15 protein-coding genes are annotated in these 17,508 nt (G+C 71.7%); 10 read left to right on the forward strand and 5 right to left on the reverse strand.

Features of this window, described 5'->3' with window-relative positions; translation table 11 throughout:
- Positions 1-3 precede the first annotated feature (3 nt).
- On the reverse strand, positions 4-1,599 hold the full coding sequence (locus ACIRR9_RS07225; protein WP_403748483.1) for a bifunctional 3-(3-hydroxy-phenyl)propionate/3-hydroxycinnamic acid hydroxylase: 1,596 nt from the start codon (positions 1,597-1,599) through the stop codon (positions 4-6).
- A gap of 146 nt (positions 1,600-1,745) precedes the next feature.
- On the opposite strand from ACIRR9_RS07225, the gene ACIRR9_RS07230 reads away from it, so the two are divergent.
- The gene (locus ACIRR9_RS07230; RefSeq protein ID WP_403748484.1) at positions 1,746-2,795 is read left to right on the forward strand and encodes an amidohydrolase family protein; all 1,050 of its coding nucleotides are present in this window, start codon (positions 1,746-1,748) and stop codon (positions 2,793-2,795) included.
- Positions 2,796-2,812: 17 nt separating this feature from the next.
- Here the strand turns inward: ACIRR9_RS07230 and ACIRR9_RS07235 are convergent, their stop codons facing one another.
- Positions 2,813-5,116, reverse strand: coding sequence for a SpoIIE family protein phosphatase (locus tag ACIRR9_RS07235; RefSeq protein ID WP_403748486.1), 2,304 nt, complete (start codon positions 5,114-5,116; stop codon positions 2,813-2,815).
- A gap of 235 nt (positions 5,117-5,351) precedes the next feature.
- Between ACIRR9_RS07235 and ACIRR9_RS07240 the strand changes: the two genes are divergently transcribed.
- The 9 genes from ACIRR9_RS07240 (at position 5,352) to ACIRR9_RS07280 (ending at position 12,924) form a co-directional block, all read left to right on the forward strand.
- Positions 5,352-6,548: an EfeM/EfeO family lipoprotein gene (locus tag ACIRR9_RS07240; protein ID WP_403748488.1), complete on the forward strand. Its 1,197-nt coding sequence runs from the start codon at positions 5,352-5,354 to the stop codon at positions 6,546-6,548.
- A complete protein-coding gene (gene efeB, locus ACIRR9_RS07245; protein ID WP_403748491.1) occupies positions 6,545-7,801 on the forward strand; it encodes an iron uptake transporter deferrochelatase/peroxidase subunit in 1,257 nt (418 codons plus the stop codon). Before ACIRR9_RS07240 ends, efeB begins: the two co-directional genes overlap by 4 nt.
- A gap of 185 nt (positions 7,802-7,986) precedes the next feature.
- Positions 7,987-9,819 carry a phospholipase C gene (locus ACIRR9_RS07250; RefSeq protein ID WP_403748492.1) on the forward strand — a complete coding sequence of 611 codons (1,833 nt, stop codon included), beginning with the start codon at positions 7,987-7,989 and terminating at the stop codon, positions 9,817-9,819.
- A 174-nt stretch (positions 9,820-9,993) separates the two neighbouring features.
- On the forward strand, positions 9,994-10,974 hold the full coding sequence (locus ACIRR9_RS07255) for a LysR family transcriptional regulator (RefSeq protein WP_403748494.1): 981 nt from the start codon (positions 9,994-9,996) through the stop codon (positions 10,972-10,974).
- A 172-nt stretch (positions 10,975-11,146) separates the two neighbouring features.
- Entirely contained in the window at positions 11,147-11,536 is a 390-nt protein-coding gene (locus ACIRR9_RS07260) for a PPOX class F420-dependent oxidoreductase (protein WP_403748496.1), read from the forward strand.
- A gap of 5 nt (positions 11,537-11,541) precedes the next feature.
- Positions 11,542-12,243, forward strand: a complete 702-nt coding sequence (locus tag ACIRR9_RS07265) for a transcriptional regulator (RefSeq protein WP_403748497.1) — start codon at positions 11,542-11,544, stop codon at positions 12,241-12,243.
- Between the two features lie 53 nt (positions 12,244-12,296).
- On the forward strand, positions 12,297-12,545 hold the full coding sequence (locus ACIRR9_RS07270; RefSeq protein WP_403748500.1) for a helix-turn-helix domain-containing protein: 249 nt from the start codon (positions 12,297-12,299) through the stop codon (positions 12,543-12,545).
- Positions 12,470-12,628 (forward strand): hypothetical protein, encoded by a 159-nt coding sequence (locus ACIRR9_RS07275; RefSeq protein ID WP_403749036.1) that lies wholly within the window; start codon positions 12,470-12,472, stop codon positions 12,626-12,628. The genes ACIRR9_RS07270 and ACIRR9_RS07275 overlap by 76 nt, the downstream gene beginning before the upstream one ends.
- Positions 12,625-12,924 carry a hypothetical protein gene (locus ACIRR9_RS07280; protein ID WP_403748503.1) on the forward strand — a complete coding sequence of 100 codons (300 nt, stop codon included), beginning with the start codon at positions 12,625-12,627 and terminating at the stop codon, positions 12,922-12,924. Before ACIRR9_RS07275 ends, ACIRR9_RS07280 begins: the two co-directional genes overlap by 4 nt.
- Before the next feature lie 15 nt (positions 12,925-12,939).
- Here ACIRR9_RS07280 and ACIRR9_RS07285 read toward each other — a convergent pair whose 3' ends face one another.
- From ACIRR9_RS07285 to ACIRR9_RS07295, 3 genes are all read right to left on the reverse strand, one after another.
- Positions 12,940-14,778, reverse strand: coding sequence for a M1 family aminopeptidase (locus ACIRR9_RS07285; protein ID WP_403748505.1), 1,839 nt, complete (start codon positions 14,776-14,778; stop codon positions 12,940-12,942).
- A gap of 161 nt (positions 14,779-14,939) precedes the next feature.
- Entirely contained in the window at positions 14,940-15,539 is a 600-nt protein-coding gene (locus ACIRR9_RS07290; protein ID WP_403748507.1) for a hypothetical protein, read from the reverse strand.
- Complete coding sequence (locus ACIRR9_RS07295) at positions 15,536-17,248, reverse strand: histidinol-phosphatase (protein WP_403748509.1); 1,713 nt, start codon at positions 17,246-17,248, stop codon at positions 15,536-15,538. The genes ACIRR9_RS07290 and ACIRR9_RS07295 overlap by 4 nt, the downstream gene beginning before the upstream one ends.
- Between the last annotated feature and the right edge of the window lie 260 nt (positions 17,249-17,508).

The following is a 17,508-nucleotide window of genomic DNA, read 5'->3' on the forward strand; positions in this document are numbered from 1 at the left end:
TCCCTAACGTGCGGCGGCGGTGGTCGGTACGGAGGCGAACCCGGCCGGGGGCGGCGGGAGCGGGGCGCCGGCGGGCGCGGCCGCGTAGACGTAGGCGTCCGGGCGCAAACCGACGGTGGCGGCACGGTGCCCGGCGAGCCAGGCCAGCAGCACACCGTCGCTGTCGACGACGGCGCCGTCGGCCGGTTGCGAGCCCGCGGGCAGGACGGCGAGCGACGGGACTCCGGCTCGCTCCCACGCGGGCTGCGGGGCGGGCGGGCCGCCGTGCAGCAGCAGCCAGCGGCCGGCGAGGACGTCGTCCAGGCGGGCCCGGGTGCCGTCGGGTGCGGTGACCCAGGGCTGTGGGATCTGGTGTCCGGAGGCCTTGGTGCGGGGGTGGGCCTGGAGGCCCTCGGCGTAGGAAGCGGCCGGGATCCAGTGGGAGTCCGACAGCCTGGAGGTGAGACCCGAGAGCGGACGGAGCGCGCGGAGCGCGGTGTCCCGGACGCGGGCCACCGGGAGCCGGCGTTCGGTGATGATCCGGCCGACGAACACGGCCCGCCGGGTGACCTCCTTGACGTGCGGCTTGCGTTCGGCCTCGTAGGAGTCGAGGACCGACTCGGGCAGTTCGCCGCGCAGCACGGCGGCGAGTTTCCAGCACAGGTTGGCCGCGTCCCGCACGCCGGCGGCCATGCCCTGGCCGATCCACGGCGGCATCGCGTGCGCGGCGTCCCCGGAGAGGAAGACCCGGCCCACCCGGAAGCGGGCGGCGAAGCGGACATGGTGGCTGTAGACGGTGGCGCGCAGGATCCTGATCCGGTCCCGGCCGATGCCGTACCGGGAGACCATCGCGTGGATCGCGTCGTCGGTGGTCAGGTACTTCTCGTCGTCGCCGGGCAGGATCGGGAACTCCCAGCGGTGATGTCCCAGCGGGGTCGGGCAGTCCACGGCCGGGCGGGCGGCGTCGCAGCGGAACCGCAGCCGGTCGTGGTCCGGCCACGGCTTCAGCATCTCGGTGTCGACGACGACCCAGCGGTCCTCGTACGTCCGGCCCTCGTAGCCCACGTTGAGCTGGGCGCGGGTGAGGCTGGAGCCGCCGTCGGCCGCGATGACGTACGCGGCACGCAGCCGTCGTACCGAGTCGTCGGCGGTCCCGGCCACCGTCAGCTCCACGCCGTCGGCGTCCTGACGGAGTCTCAGGCACTCGTGGCGCAGCAGGACTTCCACGTTCGGGTAGCGGTCGACGCCCTCGCGGAGGACCTTCTCCAGCGCGGGCTGGTAGATGAACATCTGCGGCGGATGACCATGGCCGCGGGATGCCGGGGAGGCGCTGAGGAAGGTACGGCCCCGGGCGTCGACGAAGTCGAGCGGGCGCTCGGCGAGCATGTCCTGCTTCAGCCGGTCGGCCAGGCCGATGCGCTGCCAGATCCGGATGACCTCCTCGTCCGTGGAGATCGCCCGGGCCCGGGAGTAGACCTCGGCGTCCCGCTCCAGCACGACGACTCTCAGGCCCGTCGCACCCAGCAGGTTCGCCGCGGTCACCCCTGTGGGCCCGTAGCCGATCACCGCCACGTCGTAGGCGTTGTCGTGGGCCCTGTTCTCGGCGCCGATCCCAGTCACCAAGCCACCTCGCTGTCGTTCCTGTCACGGCTCTTTACTGTAACGTCCACTCCAATTGGAGTGGATGCTACGGTAAGCACGCCGTAAGGGACGGTCAAGGGCCGTCGCGGCGGTCGCCGGTACCGAGAAAGCCGAGGGCCAGCCCCATGACCACGTCACCCCGCCGGATCGATGTCCACCAGCACCTCGTCCCGGGCCTCTACCGGGACGCCCTCGCCAGGTCCGGCATCACCGGAGCGGGCGGCCGTGCCCTGCCCGAGTGGAGCCCCGAGGCGGCCCTGGAGCTCATGGACCTGCTGGGCACCGAGACCGCGATCCTGTCCGTCTCCACCCCCGGCACCGCCTTCCTCACCGACCCCCGTGAAGCCGCCGGACTGGCCCGGCGCCTCAACGACTTCGCCGCCGCGCTCCCCGCCCGCCACCCGGGCCGCTTCGGCTGGTTCGCCACCCTGCCCATGCCCGACACCGCCGCCTCCGCCCACGAGGCGGAGCGGGCCCTTACCGAGCTGGGCGCCGACGGCGTGACCCTGCTCGCCAACAACGACGGCGACTACCTCGGCACCGGCGGCCAGGACGCCCTGTGGCGGGTCCTGGACGAGCACCACGCCGTCGCCTTCGTCCACCCGGCCGAGCTGCCGGGCCCCGCGGTCGAAGGCATCCCGCCCTTCGCCGCCGACTTCCTCCTCGACACCACCCGCGCCGCCTACCTGCTCGTCCGCAACGGGGTCGTACGCCGTTACCCGAACATCCGGTTCGTCCTCAGCCACGCCGGCGGCTTCGTCCCGTACGCCTCCCACCGCATGGCGGTCGCCATCGCCGCCGACACCGGACGCAGCCCCCTCGACATCCTCGACGACCTCCGCGGCTTCCACTTCGACACCGCGCTCTCCTCCAGCCCCGCCGCCCTGCCCACGCTGCTCGCGTTCGCCCGCCCCGGACACGTCCTGTTCGGCAGCGACTGGCCGTTCGCGCCCACCGCCGCGGGCCAGTACTTCGCCGACGGACTCGACCATGGCGTCGGTCCCGGCACCCTCGCGGCGATCGACCGCGGCAACGCCGAAGCCCTCTTCCCCCGCCTGGCCGGCAGCGCCCCCGCGCCCGCCGCGGCCCGGCCGCTCCCGGTACGCCTGCGCCGGTCCGCGCAACGCGCCGCCGCCCGCCTCTTCTTCAGGCTCGTACAGCCCGGAACCGACTGAGGCCGCGCCCGCCCCGGCTAACCGAAGGCCGCCGCCGGGACCGCGGCGGACTCGCCGAGCTCGGCCCAGACCGTCTTGCCGTGCCGGGCGTGCCGGGTGCCCCACCGGTCGGCCAGCTGGGCGACCAGCAGCAGACCGCGTCCGCCCTCGTCGAACCCCCGCGCCCGGCGCATGTGCGGAGTGGTGCTGCTGGCGTCGGAGACCTCGCACAGCAGCGTGCGGTCATGGATGAGACAGAGGCTGATCGGGGCCGTGCCGTAGCGGATGGCGTTGGTGACCAGTTCGCTGACCACCAGCTCGGCGGTGAAGTCCAGGTCCGCGAGCCCCCAGTCGCTCAGCTGCCGGGAGACGTCCGAGCGGGCCCGGGCGACGACGGCGGGGTCGGCCTCCAGCTCCCAGGTGGCGACCCGGTCGGCCCCGAGGCCGTGCGTGCGGGCGAGGAGCAGGGCGATGTCGTCGTCGGGATGGCCGGTCAGCAGTGCGTCGAGCACGGTGTCGCAGACCGCGTCCAGGGAGGGCGCGGGCTGCGCGAGCAGCTCCCTCAGGGTGGTGAGGCCCACGTCGACGTCGTGGTCGCGGGCCTCGATCAGGCCGTCCGTGTAGAGGGCGACGAGGCTGCCCTCGGGCAGGCCGACCTCCACCGTCTCGAAGGGCAGGCCGCCGAGGCCGAGGGGCGGGCCGGGCGGCAGCTCCAGGAGGTCCGCCGCCCCGTCGCGGATCACCACGGCGGGCGGCACATGGCCGGCGCGGGCCAGGGTGCAGCAGCGGGAGACCGGGTCGTAGACCGCGTACAGGCAGGTGGCGCCGATGTAGTCCGCCTCGTCGGCCTCGGCGTCCGGGTCGGTGGCGGCCTCGGCGGACAGCCGCAGGACGACATCGTCCAGATGCGTGAGGAGCTCGTCGGGCGGCAGGTCGATGTCGGCCAGGGTGCGAACGGCGGTCCGCAGCCGGCCCATGGTGGCGGCGGCGTGGATGCCGTGGCCGACGACGTCACCCACCACGAGCGCCACCCGGGCCCCGGACAGCGGGATCACGTCGTACCAGTCGCCGCCCACCCCGGCCTCGGGGCCGGCCGGCAGATACCGGTAGGCGACCTCGACTGCCGACTGCCGGGGCGCGTGCCGCGGGAGGAGGCTGCGCTGCAGGGCGAGGGCGGTGGCGCGGGCGTGGGTGTAGCGGCGGGCGTTGTCCACAGCGACGGCCGCCCTGGCCGCGATCTCCTGGGCCAGGAGCAGATCCTCGTCGTCGAAGCGGAGGGGGTTGCGGTACCGCACGAACTCGGCGACGCCGAGCGTGGTCCCCCGGGCACGCAACGGCACCGTCAGGGTGGAGTGGACCTCCCCGGTGTCCGAGGGTCCGTCGCTGTGGTGCCGGGCGGGCCGGCCGCTGGCCAGCACGAGCGCCTGGAACGATCCGTCGGGGCAGGTGTGAAGGTCCTGCGGCGCCGCACCGGAGCCGCTCCAGGTGCGCGGCTCCCCCACCGCCCCGGGACCGCTTCCGGTGGGCGGCTCCTCGACCGCCCCGGGACCGGTTTCGGTGGGCGGCTCCTCGACCGCCCCGGGACCGGTTCCCGTCCGCAGCTCCTGCGCCGCCCCCGGACCACTCCCGGTATGTGCCTCCCCCACCGCCCCCGCCCCCGTCCCGTCCACCGCCGCCAGGGCGACCCGGCGGAGTACGAACGGGCCCTCGCCCGTGGCGTCCCGGCCCTGGAGCAGGGAGTCCAGGAGGTCGACGGTGACACAGTCGGCGAACCGCTCGGTGGCCAGGTCGGCCAGTTCCTGGGTGGTTCGGACGATGTCGAGGGTGGTCCCGATGCGCATGCCCGCCTCGTTGACGATCGCCGTCCGCCAGCGCAGCCGCCGGTCCCGCTCCTCCTGGAACGCCGCGACGCCCCGCTCCGACGTGCGGTCCACGTAGACGGTGGACACCGCGTTCAGCCTGCGGGCCGCCGCGCTGACCTCCTGGGGATCGTCGCTGAGCCGGGGCAGCTCGGCGAGCAGCCAGTCGATGACGATCTCCTCGCCCAGCCGGAAGGCGCGCAGCATCGAGCTGAGCTGCGTGCCGTGCCGGGCCAGCTGCCGGGCGCGGTCCGCGTCGGCGGGCGGTTGCACGATGCGGCTCGGCTCCACGGCGTGCTCCAGGCCGTACAGGGCGGCGGCGACGTGCTCGGCGATGTTCTCGGAGGCCAGCCGGGCCACGCTCGGGTCCTCCCACAGTTCGGGAAGCTCACGCCGCAGGCGCCGGTCCACGTCGGCGATCACCTCGTGGGCGCGCAAGCCGAGCTCACGGGCCGCACGGGACAGGAGACTGCCGGGCGCCACACACACGACGGTACGCCGGTCGCGCGCCCGGCTCACCGGGGCGACGGGCCCTCGGGCGCGGCACGGCCGAGCGGGATGCCCGCTCACAGCAGCGCGCGATCACCGGTCACCTCCGCTGCACGTCCGGTGAACCGGCAGGGAACTCTTGGTCATGGGTTTCCCTGGACGGCCGTTCGAGAACGAAGGGCTGCCTAACATGAGGCGATCACGAACGGTACGAACCCGGGAGCTCGGGATGGTGTTGTCCGGCCTCAACTGGAGGTCGTTGCGTCCCTGGACGGTCGTCGGAGTCGTCGTCGTATGCCTGGTGGCCGGAGTCCTGGCGCTCACCCATGACTCACACCCCGCACACGCCGAGTCGGCCGGGCCGCCGCACACCACCGTGGAGGTGTCCCCCAGCCGCTGTGGCAGGGGGTGGAACGCGCCGACGCCCGGTGTCCAGGTCTTCGACCTGCACAACCCGACCGACGGCGCCGCCGAGGTGCTCCTGGAGGACCCGACGAGCCAGGCCGTCTACGGCGAGGTGGAGGACATCGGTCCGGGTACCACCCGGGAGCTGACGGTCCGTCTCGGCAAGGGCGCCTTCGCGTTCAAGTGCGTGCCCGACGACGCCGACGCGGTCACCGGTCCCACGGTCCGCATCGGCAAGGGGCGCAGCGGTCCGGCCGCCGCCCCGGTCACCGAGCACGACCTCATCCCGCCGGCGCTCGCCTACCAGAAGTGGATCGGCAGCGGTCTGTCCGACGTCGTGAGGCTGACGACGACTTTGCGGGACGCGGTCGACCGCGGCGACCTCGCCGCCGCCCGCACCGCCTGGCTGCCCGCGCACCTGCAGTACGAGCGGATGGGCGCGGCGTACGACGCCTTCGGCGACGCGGACGGGACGATCAACGGCACCGACGCGGGGCTGTCCGGCGGGGTGCACGACAAGGACTTCACCGGGTTCCACCGTATCGAGTACGGGCTGTGGCACGGCGAGTCCGCCGACGGCCTGCGCGGCCCGGCGGCCGGTCTGCTGAAGGCGGTCACCGCGCTGCGCGACGACTGGGCGCAGACCCGGATGGATCCCGCCCAGTTGGGGCTGCGGGCGCACGAGATCCTGGAGAACACGGTGCAGTTCGAACTGACCGGCCGCACCGACTACGGCAGCGGCAGCAACCTCGCCACCGCCCGCGCCAACCTGGACGGCACGGTGGAGGTCATGTCCCGGCTGCATCCGCTGCTGGCCACCCGGTACGCCGGCCTGTCCGGCCTGGAGAGCGAACTGGACCGGGCCGGGAAGACCTTGGACGGCTTCGAGCACGACGGCGCCTGGACCCCGCTGGACCGGATCGGCCACCGGCAGCGCGAGAACGTCGACGCGGTTCTCGGCGACCTGGTGGAGCGGCTGGCGTCGGTGGCGACCCTGTGCGATCCACGGAGGACGGTGTGAGCGACAACGTGAGCGAGAAGGAGAAGACCGGCGGAGTGGGCCGGCGCGGGTTCCTGCGCGGTGCGGCCCTCGCGGGTGTGGGGCTGGCCGCCGGAGGTGCGGCCGCCCCCGGCGGCGCGGACACCGCCGCCGACGCCACCACCGGCATACCCGCCGTCGCGCCCTTCCACGGCTCCCGCCAGCAGTCCGCGATCGCTGCCCCGCGGCGCACGACCGTGTTCGCCTCCCTCGACGTCACCGCCGACGACCGGGCCGGGCTGACCGACCTGCTGCACACGCTCACCGAGCGCGCCCGCTTCCTCACCGCGGGCGGCATCCCCGAGCCGGTCGGCATCACCGCCCCGCCCGCCGACTCGGGCGTCCTCGGCGGGCAACTGCCGTCCGGGGCACTGGCGGTGACCGTCGGCGTCGGCGCCTCGCTCTTCGACGACCGGTACGGGCTCGGCAAGCTGAGACCCCGTCGGCTCACGACCATGCCGGCCTTCCCCGACGACGACCTCAAGCCCGAGTGGTGCCACGGCGACCTCAGTCTGCAACTCCACGCGGACGACACCGACACCGTGCTGCACGCCCTGCGCGACATCGCCCGGCACACCCGGGGCGGTATGCAGGTCCGCTGGCGGCTGGACGGCTTCAGCAGCCCGCCCCGCCCGTCCGGCACCCCGCGCAACCACTTCGGCTTCAAGGACGGCATCGCCAACCCGCAGACCGGCAGCGCCCGGGAGATGGACCGGCTGGTGTGGGTCGGCAAGGACTCCGGCGAGCCGGACTGGGCGGTCGGCGGCAGCTACCAGGTCGTACGGCTGATCCGGATGCTGGTGGAGTTCTGGGACCGGGTCTCCCTCAGCGAGCAGGAGCGGATGTTCGGGCGCTCCCGCGAGTCCGGGGCGCCGCTGGACGGCGACGCCGAGCACGACACGCCCGACTACGCCGACGACCCCAAGGGTGACGTCATCCCCCTCGACGCGCACATACGGCTCGCCAACCCGCGTACCACGGCCACCGCCGAGCAGCGCATCCTGCGCCGCGCCTACAACTACGACCGGGGCATGGACAGCAACGGCAACCTCGACATGGGCCTGCTGTTCAGCTGCTACCAGCAGGACCTGGCCCGGCAGTTCGAGACCGTGCAGAAACGGCTGGCCGGGGAGCCGTTGGTCGACTACGTCTCGCCTTTCGGCGGCGGCTACTTCTACGCCCTGCCCGGTGTGGCCGACAGGAACGACTGGTACGGACGCGCTCTCCTCACCTGAGCTTGTTCGAACAAGTCCGGGCAACTCCCTGGCCCAATCGGTCAATACACAGTCAAGGTTTGCCCCAGCATCCCTGACCCGGTGTTCACTCGCACGCCATCATGACTCCGCCGCGACGCCCGGCAGCGGGCGAAGCATCCCTGCCTGTACGACGCAGTGACGTTCATGCCCGGAGGGGAAGCAGCATGGCCAGCACAGGAAGACGAACGGCGATCAGGAGCCTCGGCGCTCTCGCGGGGGCCGCCGCACTCACGGTCCTCGGCGGCACCGCGCCCACCTGGGCCGCCGTACCCGCCGGGCACCACGGCGGCTCGTCGACCACGACGCCGATCAAGCACGTGGTCGTGCTGTTCGACGAGAACATCTCCTTCGACCACTACTTCGCGACCTACCCGAAGGCCGCGAACACCGACGGCACGAAGTTCACGGCGGCGAAGAACACGCCGAAGGACATCGACACCCTCACGCACGCCGGGCTGCTGACGAAGAACCCGAACCAGTACCTGCCCAAGCGGCTCACCTCGTCGCAGGCGATGACCTGCGACCAGAACCACTCCTACGGGCCCGAGCAGCTGGCCTACGACGGCGGCAAGGCCGACCAGTTCGTGCAGAACACCGAGGTCGACAAGTGCAGCGGCGGCCTGTTCGGCGAGCCCGGCCTGGTGATGGACTACTACGACGGCAACACGGTCACGGGGCTGTGGAACTACGCCCAGCACTACGCCCTCAACGACAAGTCGTACAGCTCGGTCTACGGCCCGTCCACGCCGGGTGCGCTCAACCTGATCTCGGGTCAGACGCACGGCGCGATCTCCGTGGACTCGGTCACCGGCAAGCAGACGGCGACCCCCGACTCGTACGCCATCGCGTCCCCGAACGCCAAGGGTGTCGGCACGGTCGTCAACGACCCCGACCCGGCCTTCGACGACTGCTCCGACAAGGACCACACCAGCACCAGCGCGCTGGCGTCCCTGCAGGGCAAGAACATCGGTGACCTGCTCAACACCAAGCACGTGACCTGGGGTTGGTTCCAGGGCGGCTTCCGTCCGTCCACGGCCTACAACGGCACGTCCGGCTCCTACGCCAAGTGCGACACCACGCACACCAACGTCGGCGGCGCCTCCGTGGTCGACTACAGCCCGCACCACAACCCGTTCTCGTACTACAAGTCGACAGCCAACCCGCACCACGTGGCGCCGAAGAACGTCAACGAGATCGGCCACAACGGCCAGGCGAACCACAACTACGACCTGACCGACTTCACCGCGGTCGCCAAGGCGGGCAAGCTCCCGGCCGTCAGCTTCCTCAAGGCCGGTGAGTACCAGGACGGTCACGCCGGTTACTCGGACCCGACCGACGAGCAGCACTTCCTGGTCAACGAGATCAACACCATCCAGAGCTCGCCGCAGTGGAAGTCCACCGCGATCGTCGTCGCCTACGACGACTCCGACGGCTGGTACGACCACGCGTACGTCGTGCCCCGCAACGGCTCCAAGGACAGCACGGTCGGCTCCAACGGCAAGGCCCTGGACAGCGCGGCCTGCCAGGCGGGTCCGGCCGCGTCCGGCGGCTACGCCGACCGCTGCGGCCCCGGCACCCGGCAGCCGCTGCTGGTCGTCTCGCCGTACAGCAAGGTGAACAAGGTCGACCACACCCTGACCAACCAGGCCTCGATCACGCAGTTCATCGAGAACAACTGGCGCACCGGCCGCGTCGGCGACCACTCCTTCGACGCCACCGCGGGCTCGCTGTCCGGCATGTTCGACTTCAAGCACCCGAACAACAAGCAGGTGCTGCTGAACTCGGACGGCTCCGTCAAGTCCGTCGGCCCGATCCACCACGTCGCCCCGGTCAGCACGCAGATCACGCCGGGCCCTGCGATGGTGAACACGGCCGCCACCACCGGCTCCGGCCAGTTCCCCACCCTCCCGGTGAGCCTCGGCACGGCCGCCCTCCTGGCCGCCGGCGCCACGGGCACGTACCTGACGCTGCGCCGCAAGCAGCGCACCGCCGCCTGACCTCACCCCCTGCCTGACCCGCTCGGCACGGTCCACCTCCCCGGACCGTGCCGAGCGGCATGTCCGCTGCCGGATCCCCACAAGTTCCCCGCCAGCCCTTTTCCCGGGCCGAGACGCTCGTTTACGCTCCGGTTTCAGCACAGCCTCGACGACGAGGCCGGAAGGGGACGTCGGATGGGCCTGGGTGCGATCGACCTCAATCTCCTGGTGGCGCTGGAAGCGCTCCTGGAGGAAAAGAACGTCACACACGCCGGCAGCCGCCTGTCGATCAGCCAGTCCGCGATGAGCGGCTCCCTCGCCCGGCTGCGAAGGCATTTCAAGGACGATCTGCTGGTGCGCGTGGGCCGTGACTACGAACTCACGGCACTCGCCGAACAGCTGCTCCCGGTCATCCAGGCATCCCTCCACAAGGCCGAGGAGGCGCTGACGCTCACGCGCCGGTTCGACCCCGCGGACAGCGAGCAGCAGTTCTCCGTCGTGATGTCCGACTACGTCATGACGGTACTCGTGGAGCCACTGCTGCGGGCCATCGCGCAGGAGGCGCCCGGGGTCCGGCTCGACGTGCTCCCGCTCGTGCCCGGCCGGCCGGAGTCGGAGTCGAACCTGCGCTGCCACGACCTGACGATCGTCCCGCTCGGTTTCCATCTGCCAGGGGTCAGCGAGGCCGTGATGCGCGACCGGTTCGTGTGCATCGTCGACCCGGGCAACCCACGCCTGGCCAAGGGCCGGCTCACACTGCGCGACCTGGCCGAGATGCCGCACGCCGCCTCCGCCTTCGGCAAGCAGCTCACGCACGCCGACCGGCAGCTGGAGACCCTCGGCATCACCCCGCACGTACAGGTGAGCGCGCCCGGCTTCACGACGCTGCCGTTCCTGGTCGGCGGCACCGACCTGGTGGCGCTGGTGCCCGAGCTGCTGGCCCGTCACTACGCCGGCTTCGCGCGCTGCGTCGCCGTGCCGACCCCGTTCCCGGACGTGCCGCTGGTCGAGGCCATGTACTGGCACCACAACCGGCACGCCGACCCCGCGCACCGCTGGCTGCGTGAGACCGTGCGCAGGGTCGCGGCCTCCCTGGGCGACGCCTGCGATCCGTTCGGCCAGGAGAGCACCGAGGACGGGCAGCGGATGCTCCGGAAGCTGTCCGCGGCCTCCTGAACCGGCGCCGGAGCGGAGCGCGGGAACTGGTCTGCGGGCCCGCGTCGGCGGTATCCGACCCCGAGTCGACGACCCCGGTCCGTGTACGGTGACAGGTCCCGGCTTTCCCCATGTCAGGGGTCTGCCGCCGGCCTCGTCCTGGGCCTCGCCCGCCCTGAAAGGACCGCACCGCATGCCTCAACTCACCCAGCTGGCGAGGAAACTGGCCTCCGGACCGAATTTCGCGACGGTGGCCACGATCGGGAAGGACGGTCTGCCCCAGCAGAGCGTGATCTGGGTGACGGCCACCGAGGACGGGATCGCCTTCTCCACGGTCGAGGGCCGCGTCAAGCACCTCAACCTGATGCGTGATCCGCGCGCCAGCGTACTGATCATCGCCCACGACAACCCGTACCGGTACGTCGTGGTGCGCGGCCCGGTGACCATCACCCGGGACGGCGGCCCCGAACTCATCGACGAGCTCTCCCACCGGTACGCGAACCGCCCCTGGCAGGAGACCGCGACCGACCCCCGGCTCGTCGTCACCGTCCGGGCGGACCACATCACCGAGCACGGCGCCTGAACACGATGGACAGCGCAACCGGCCCCGGCTCCCGGTCCGCCGAGAACGACGCGGAGGCCGACCGGGTGCTGGCCACCGCCCTGCCGCTGGTGACCGGGATCCAGGCGACGTTCGGCCGGATCTGCGAGGTCGTCCTGCATGACTTCCGGCGCGGGGACCACTCGGTGGTCGCGATCGCCGGCGACGTGACGCACCGCAAGGTGGGCTCCCCCATGAGCGCGATCGGCCTGTCGCTGCTGCGCCGGGGCGAAGCCGCCGAGGACAGGCTCAACTACGTGACCCGACTGCCCGACGGCCGGGTCATGAAGTCGTCGACGATGCTGCTGCGCCTCGCCGACGGCACGGTGACGGGAGCGCTCTGCGTCAACCTGGACGTGACGCAGCTGCGGATGTCGTCGATGCTGCTGAGCGAGGTCATAGGCGACGGCGGCGAGGCGACCGCCTCGGAACCGCAGCCCGTCGCCTTCGGCAGTGACGCGGAGACCGTCATCGAGTCCGTGCTCGCCGAGGTCGAGGCGCAGCTGGGCAAGCCGCTGGCCCATCTCGCCACCGCCGAATGGCTGTCGGTGTTCAAGACCCTGGACGAGCGCGGGGTGTTCCAGCTCCGCCGGGCCGTGCCGATGCTGGCCGGGAGACTGGGGATGTCGCGCGCGTCCGTCTACAACCACATCGGCAGGCTGCGCGGCGAGACCCCCTCCGACTCCTAGCCCTGTCGCCGCGAAGGAGCAGTCCGATCGACGAGCGTCCGGCCTTCGCGCAGTTGCTGCGGCAGCATCGCCGTACGGCCCGGCTGCCCCTGGAGCAGCTCGCCGAGGCCTCGGGGGTCAGTGCCCGGACCCTGTCGGACATCGAGCGCGGCCGGAGCAAGGGTCCCCAGCACCGCACCGTGACCGCCGTCGCGGACGCGCTCTCCCTGTCGTACGGGTCCTGGTCGTGCTGGACAACGCCGCGTCCGAGGAGCAGGTACGCACCCTGCTGCCGGCCGGGGGCGCGGCCAGGGTGCTGGTGACCAGCCGGCGGCTGCTGTCCGGGGTGGAGGGCGTGCGCAGGCTCGTACTGGGCCCTCTGCAATCACCGGCAACCGGCTGGTGAGCCGGCCGTCCTGGAGCGCCGACGAGCTCGCCCACCGGCTGGCCGACGAGGAGCGCCGCCTCGACCGGTTCAGGGCCGGCGACCTCAGGATCGCCAACGCGTTCGGAATGTCGTACGCGCAACTCGGGCCCGTCGCACGGCAGGGACGACGGAAGGAGTACCACGCGGCGGTGTACGCCCGGTTCGCGAACAACCCCCGTTCCTCCACTCCTGCCCGTTGGGGAAGCATCTCCCGTCACCCGGACATGGACGAGCGCGGGACGGCCCTGACCAGCGGCCGTCCCGCGCCCGGGTGATGCAACCCTTTCCGGTCAGCCCTCGATGCGGTGGGTGGTCCAGAACGACGTCAGGTCCGTGCTGGTGGCCGCCTGGGCCGCCGCCTTGAACTCGGCGGTGGTCGAGACCCCGTACCAGTGCGAACTGGCGTAGCTCTTCAGGAGGTTGGTCATGACGGTGTCGCCGATGAGGCGGCGCAGGTCGTGCAGCGCGCACTTGCCGTAGCCGTAGACGACGGTGGAGTAGCGGGAGGAGTGCGCGTCCCAGTACGCCATCGAGTTGGTGATCTTCTCCGCCGACGACGCCCAGGACACGCTGTTCCAGCAGTTGGTACCGGACAGTCCCTGCGCGAGGTCGGTGGCGTAGTCGGTGAACGCCTCGTCCAGCCACGGGCTGTTGTACTCGTCGTCGCCGACGATGCCGTACCACCACTGGTGGCCGATCTCGTGGGTGAGCGCGGTGGTGCTGACGAGGTCGAGGACGAAGCCCGGGTACTCCATGCCGCCGAACCAGAAGTTGTTGTCGATGACCGCGTCCAACTCGCCGTAGGGGTAGGCCCCGAAGCGGCCGGCGTGCGCGTCGACGGCCGACTTGGCGGTGGTGAGCATCGACTGGGCGCTGGAGGAGCTGATGCCCGAGACGGAGTAGATGTTGATCGGGACCCCGCCGGGGGAGGTGCCGGAGATCTTGCTGAACGGCCCGGCCGCCCAGGCGAAGTCACGGACCTTGGAGGCCGTCGCGGTGGTGACGGTACGGCCGCTGGTGCCGGGGGTGTCGACCGAGGTGCCGGTCGCCGGGACCAGGAGGCTGGTGGGGTGGTCCAGGGTCACCTTGAAGTCGGCGGCGAGGGAGTAGAAGGACTCGCCGTTGTTGGTGTATGGGTCAAGGTGCCAGCCGGAGCCGTCCCGGACCGCGAGGACGGGCAGGGCGTTGCCGATCATGCTGAAGGCGCCGTCGTAGCCGAAGCGGTCGGCGCCGCTGGGGACGGTGATGCCCAGGTCGAAGCCGATCGTGGTGCTCTGGCCCTGGGCCAGCGGAGTCGGCAGGGCGACCTCCAGCGCCGTGCAGGCGACCGAGAGCGCGCCCGCGGTGCCGCCGGTGACGTTGCTGACCGTGATCGGCGGGGCCGAGCAGGTGCCGTGGTAGTTGTCCCACAGCCTGAGGTAGACCTCGCTGAGCGCGGTCGCGGAGGCGTTGGTGAAGCTCACGCTCTCGTGTCCGGTCCAGCCGGTGCCGCTGGAGTTGCTGGTCAGGCTGACGGTGTACGAGGGCGCTGCCGGGGTGCGGGTGGTGTCGCCCGGGGTGGTGGCGGCCGAGGTGTCCAGGGCGAGGTCGTCCAGGACGAAGCTCGTCTGGAGGCTGGAGTCCTCGGTGCCGGTGAAGGCGACGGTCACCGTCTGGCCGGCGAACGCCGAGACGTCGAACGACTTCTGGACGAAGCCGGTGTTCTTGTCGAGGTTGGAGTAGGTCGCCAGCGTGGTGCTGCCGATCTTCGCGGTGAGCTTGTCGTACGCCGTCGAGCTTGTCGTCTCGGCGGTGTCGATGTGCATCCAGAAGGTCAGGGTGGCCGCGCACCCGGACGGGATGGTCACGCTCTGCGAGAGCGTGTCGGTGTGGGTGGCGCCGGTGCCGTCCAGCCAGGCGAAGCTGGTGCCGCCGTGGGCGGACTGGCCGGAGCGGCTGGTGATCACACTGGTCGACGACTGCGTCCAGGGCGAAGTGCCGCTCTCGAAGCCGCCGTTGGTGATCAGCTGGGACGAGGTGCAGGCCGCCTGCTCGGCGGCCGACGCCGTGGTGCCGGGGAGCAGGGCCGCGGTGAGTGCCGCGATGGCCGACGCGATGGTCACGAAGGCCTTGTGGGGGGTCGATCTCACACGAAACTCCTTTACGCCGGCCGGGATTCCGGCCTGCTCGGAGACCGCCCGCCCGGCTGGGGTGCGCCGGGGAGCGGTCACGGGTCACGCGCTGCGAAGTGGTGCGAGTCGGAAGCCTGACAGATTTGACCAGGCCATGTCACTAAGGGATTACCCGCGCGTCAGCTGTGGTCCGCGCAGCACGGGGTCGGATCGGGGACCTCGAAGGGAGCCAGCAGGCCGCCCGCCGCCGGTACCAGGGCGAGGGTGAGGGTGCCGTCGCGCCACTCCGGGCGTACGTGGTTCTGGGTCAGCACCTCGGTGGCGGGCGGGAGTTCGGCGGCCGGGGCACCGAGCACGACCAGGCGCTGGATGGCGGTGCGGTCGAGCAGGTCCGCGACGGTGACCGTGCCGGTCAGGTGTGCCACGCCGGGGTAGACCACCGCGCGGCCGGAGGCGGGGGGCGCGAGCGCCGCACGGCGGGCGGCGGCCACCGCGTCGTCCGGGCCGTGGACGCGGTCGGCCAGGACGAGGCCGGTGCCCTCCGGCAGCCTGGCCGGCAGCTCCCGCCACACCGCGTCCGGGTCCGGGACGCCGAGCGACACCGCCGTACCCCGGCGGTCGTCGGTGCGGTGGAGGTGGGTGCAGGCGAACACCTCGTCGGTGAGCGCCAGTTGTCCCAGCAGCTCGTGGATGAGGTGATCGGCCTCCCGCAGGGTCACCGTACCGGCGTCCACCCCGATGACGGAGCGGACGCCGGACGGGTCGTGCGGTGTGCTCATGCGGGCAGGACCCACATCGGGTTGGAGTAGAACCAGAGGTCCTTCCACGGGTCCGCGTCACCGAGCACGTCGATGGCCGGGCCCGCCGGGTCCACGGCCACGCCGTTGATGCCGACCGCCGAGCGGTTGCCGTCGGTGCCACGCAGCCGGACGTACACCGGCTTGTCGAGGCGGCCGAGGGAGTAGCTCAGCCGGACCGTGCCGGTCGACTTGTCGACGTCGAAGGACTTCACGACCTTGGTGGCGGGCGTGGCGAAGGTGTCCTTGTCGGAGACCGCGCCGGTGACATCGCCCTGGATGACGTCGACACGGGCCAGAGTGGGCACGAACTGGGCCCAGTTGGGACCGTTGGCCAGGCTGATCTCGATGACGAGGTCGACCTGGCTGCCCTTGCGGACGTGCAGCACGTCGCCGAGCGTCACGGCCCGGTAGCCGGAGCGGAGCTGGGCGTCGAGGCCGCTGATCAGGCCGCCGTGGTCGACCCAGACGCGGCCGGCCCGGATACCGTCCATGACCGCCTGGTAGGAGAACGAGGCGGAACCGACGTGGGTGCGGGAGTACTGGCCGGGCCAGAAGTCGGTGTCGGTGAGGCTGATGGCGCCGCCGTAGACCGGGTCGTTGTAGCGGCCGTTGGCGTTGAAGTCGCTGTTCGGGCCGCGCACGGCGGTGTCGGCGTACACGTTGTGGGAGTCGGAGTTGGCGGTGATCCACCAGGGCTTGCCCTCGGCGAGCAGGCTGTCCCACAGGCCGCCGACGGTGGCGGTCATCCAGTCGAAGCCGCCCCAGGTGCGGTAGCTCTCCAGGGGGTAGCCGGCGAAGGAGTCGGCGCTCGGGCTGTTGTCGTAGATGCCGCGCGCGGAGCCGGGGCCGTTCGGCTTGGGCAGACCGCCCGCCTGGTGGCCGGGGGCGCCCTCGAAGCCGACCGCGATCGACGGCTGGGCGTCACGCCAGGCGCGGATCTCGTGCGGGGAGTCGATGCCCTTGCGCGCCGGGTGGTTGGCGAGGAACAGCGCGTCCTTGACCTTGCGGCGCTGGACCTGCTCGGCGAGGAAGTTGAGGCCGGAGATGGCCAGCGCCTCGTTGGCGGGGGTGCTCGCGGAGGCGCCCTTGACCGAGCCGTCGAAGGAGGTCTCGAACTCCTTGAGGACGGCGACCTCGTTCTTGCCGGGGTGGACGAAGACGGTGCCGTGCTCGGCCGCCGGGATGTTCCACTCCAGGCCCTGGAAGACCAGCGTGTCGTCGATCTGGTCGCGGGCCGCGACGATGTCCGGGTTGACCTTCTCGACACCGATCTTGGCGTGGGTCTCGCTGCCGTGGTCGGTGATGACCATCCAGTCCAGGCCGTGCGCGTTGCCCTGCCGGACATGGTCGATGACCCGGTACTTGGCGTCGGAGCTGTGCTGGGTGTGGATGTGGTGGTCGCCGGCCAGCCACAGGTAGCCGGCGGACCGGCCGCCGCCGTGGGAGAGGGCGTCGGAGGGGGCCGCGGCGGCCTGGCCGGCGCCGCCGAGGACGCTGCCGGCGGCGAGGCCCGCGCCGAGCAGGCCGGTGCGGCGCAGCATCGAACGCCGGGAGAGCTGACCTGGCGTCAGCTCCTCGTCGGGGACGGACAGATCGAGGGCGGGCGGCAGCGACGAGGCGTCGGCGCCGTCCGTGTGGTGGTGGTGAGGGTGGTGGTGACCGTGATCGTGTCTGTGACCGTGACTCATGCTCGGATCTCCCGCTGGCGGCCTGGACGAGGGGTGGGTCAGGATGTGCAGAGTCTGCGAAGGCCATATGAACAGCGGGAGTCGAGGTCATGGTGGGGTAAAGAACCGCCGATGTGCAGCAAACTACGGGCAGTTGGACCGTAAAGCCCGCACCCGCAAAGTAAAGCCCCCGTACACGCACGGACGCCCGGGCCGGCCGGTGAGGGCCGGCCCGGGCGTCCTGCGCCGGGCTCGCGCTGTCGGGCTCGCTGTGTCAGCCG

It is taken from the genome of Streptomyces sp. NPDC101234, assembly GCF_044767525.1.
GTDB lineage: Bacteria > Actinomycetota > Actinomycetes > Streptomycetales > Streptomycetaceae > Streptomyces > Streptomyces sasae.

Bases quoted from the DNA above. Each gene is read 5' to 3' on its own strand.
- ACIRR9_RS07260 (WP_403748496.1), top strand. From the start codon at position 11,147: ATGCCTCAACTCACCCAGCTGGCGAGGAAACTGGCCTCCGGACCGAAT.
- ACIRR9_RS07230 (WP_403748484.1), top strand. From the start codon at position 1,746: ATGACCACGTCACCCCGCCGGATCGATGTCCACCAGCACCTCGTCCCG.
- ACIRR9_RS07240 (WP_403748488.1), top strand. From the start codon at position 5,352: ATGGTGTTGTCCGGCCTCAACTGGAGGTCGTTGCGTCCCTGGACGGTC.
- ACIRR9_RS07265 (WP_403748497.1), top strand. From the start codon at position 11,542: ATGGACAGCGCAACCGGCCCCGGCTCCCGGTCCGCCGAGAACGACGCG.
- ACIRR9_RS07295 (WP_403748509.1), bottom strand. From the start codon at position 17,248: ATGAGTCACGGTCACAGACACGATCACGGTCACCACCACCCTCACCAC.
- ACIRR9_RS07255 (WP_403748494.1), top strand. From the start codon at position 9,994: ATGGGCCTGGGTGCGATCGACCTCAATCTCCTGGTGGCGCTGGAAGCG.
- ACIRR9_RS07250 (WP_403748492.1), top strand. From the start codon at position 7,987: ATGGCCAGCACAGGAAGACGAACGGCGATCAGGAGCCTCGGCGCTCTC.
- ACIRR9_RS07290 (WP_403748507.1), bottom strand. From the start codon at position 15,539: ATGAGCACACCGCACGACCCGTCCGGCGTCCGCTCCGTCATCGGGGTG.